Origin of the sequence: Thermogemmatispora sp. (genome assembly GCF_042408735.1) — a bacterium.
In the GTDB taxonomy this organism is placed as follows: Bacteria; Chloroflexota; Ktedonobacteria; order Ktedonobacterales; family Ktedonobacteraceae; genus Thermogemmatispora.
Genome location: NZ_JBHOQV010000191.1, coordinates 1 through 2,140 on the forward strand (window position 1 = coordinate 1; position 2,140 = coordinate 2,140).

Below are 2,140 nucleotides of genomic sequence, written 5' to 3' on the forward strand. Positions count from 1 at the left end.
GAGGGCGCTCAAGGGGCAAGGCAAAAAAACCGTGGATCGAAGGGGGTATTTTACCCATGCAAGCACAACAGCACGGCGACCTTTCGACACCGCCAGCGGCAAAATCTCAAAGCGGGCAGGTACAGACCATGTCTGAAGCAAGAGAGCCTGAAACCAGCAGAACCGGGAACCCGGAAGAGTCAGAAGACCTGAACATGGAGGCGCTGCTAGCCTCTACCAACAATCCCACCAGCCTCAAACGTGGCGATGTTGTCGAAGGGGAAATCGTGCGCATCGACCAGGACGAGATTCTGGTCGATATCGGCCTCAAATCAGAGGGCGTGCTCTCAACGAAGGAGCTGCCGGCCAGTGGCTACGGCTCTCTGAGCGAGCTGAAGGTACACGACAAAGTTCTTGTCTATGTCGTGCAGCCGGAGACACCGGACGGCCATGCCGTGCTCTCGCTGAGGAAGGCCAACGCCGAGCGCCAGTGGCGTCTGGTTGAGGAGCAATATCGCAACAACGAGCTGATCAGGGCGCGCGTCATCGACTACAACAAGGGCGGCCTGATCGTTGACGTCAATGGCATTCGCGGCTTCGTGCCGATCTCGCAGATCCAGAGTCTGAAGCGTGAAGAGGTGGCCGCGGGTGGTGAGAGCCAGGAGACGGCGGCCAAGCTGGCCAGCATGAAGGACAAGGAGCTGCAGCTCAAGATCATCGAAATCAACCGTGCCCGCAATCGGCTGATCCTCTCCGAGCGCCAGGCGGTGCAAGAGTGGCGGCAGCGGCGACGTGAAGAGCTACTGGATGAGCTGAAGCCGGGCGAGATTCGCAAGGGAGTGGTGAGCAACCTGGCCAACTTTGGGGCTTTTGTGGACCTGGGTGGGGCCGATGGTCTCGTTCACATCAGCCAGCTAGCCTGGAGCCGTGTCAATCATCCCAGCGAAGTGCTGCACGTTGGCCAGGAGGTCGAGGTCCAGGTGCTCAGCGTCGACAAAGAGAAAAAGAAGATCGCCCTCTCTATCAAGAAGGCCGAGGTTGATCCCTGGACAACGGTCGAGCAGCGCTACTCGCCGGGTCAACTCGTCACGGGTACGATCACCAAGATCGCGCCCTTTGGGGCCTTTGCGCGCATCGAAGACGGCATCGAGGGACTGATCCATCTCTCGGAGCTGCCGCCGGGCATGGATCCCAAGACCAGCCTCCACGAGGGCCAGCAGCTCCAGTTGCGCATTCTGCGCATTGATCCCGAGCGCCGTCGCCTTGGCCTGAGCCTGCGCCAGGTCGAAGAGCCGGACAGCGCTAAGGCCCAGAGCCAGGCTCAAGGTCAGGGCCAGGGCCAGAGCCAGGCTCAGGGTCAGGGGGCGGGGCCTACCGGTGCCAGCTCGGCTGAGACTACCACCAGGGGGGCCACAGATGATAAAATGAAGTTGTCCCTTGAAGAGACGGCCAGACGTCAGGAGAGCGGGCAGCACCAGCATGAGGGGCGTGGCGAACGCCGTGAACGTGGGGACAAAGGCGAGCGTGAGGGGCGTGCTGAACGCCGCGAGCGCGCCGAGAAGAGCGAGCCGTCCTTGCTCGATCACTTGCCGCTGGGAGATGATGGTGAGATCACGGCTATGGCTGAGGCTTTCCGGGCCGCTGCCCGCCAGCGCAATAAGAATCTCACAACAGAAGAGACGGAGGGTTCTGGCAGCTAGCAGACCGATCTCGCGCGCGGCGCCGTGCGCCAGCCAGGAAACGCGCACGGACCCGCTCCCGCCCAAACCAGAAGAAGCCGCCGCTAGCTAGCCCTCAGCGGCTGGCCGGCACTCGTTCTAGCTGAAGGGACACCTGTGTGCGGTACCACCGGACCGGGCAGCGCCGCGCCGTGCCCAGTAAAGGCGCCCGCGCCGGACGCTAGAGCGTGCATGCATGCGCACCTGAACAGCTGAGCTGATTCGACCTCCTTGCTGCGACAGGCGAGAATGGAGCAGTGAGGGGGTCACTTGTTTCAGCGTGTAGAGGAGTGACCCATGGATGATGGCAATGCCCCAGGTCGTTCTTGCTTGACGCTGCAAAGAAGGGTGTTGTATGATGAATTACCAAGTTTACCTGAGCGACACAGAGGGCTCGGTTCCACCCTCTGCCACTGAAAGGGGGGTGACAAACAGGTGAACGA

The 2,140-nt window shown here is 61.4% G+C and carries 1 protein-coding gene; it reads left to right on the forward strand.

Translation table 11 applies throughout. The features are described 5' to 3' along the window. Window positions 1–194 precede the first annotated feature (194 nt). A complete protein-coding gene (locus ACFMO7_RS20660) occupies window positions 195–1,679 on the forward strand; it encodes a 30S ribosomal protein S1 (RefSeq protein WP_376797378.1) in 1,485 nt (494 codons plus the stop codon). Window positions 1,680–2,140: the final 461 nt, after the last annotated feature.

Bases quoted from the DNA above. Each gene is read 5' to 3' on its own strand.
- ACFMO7_RS20660 (WP_376797378.1), top strand. From the start codon at position 195: ATGGAGGCGCTGCTAGCCTCTACCAACAATCCCACCAGCCTCAAACGT.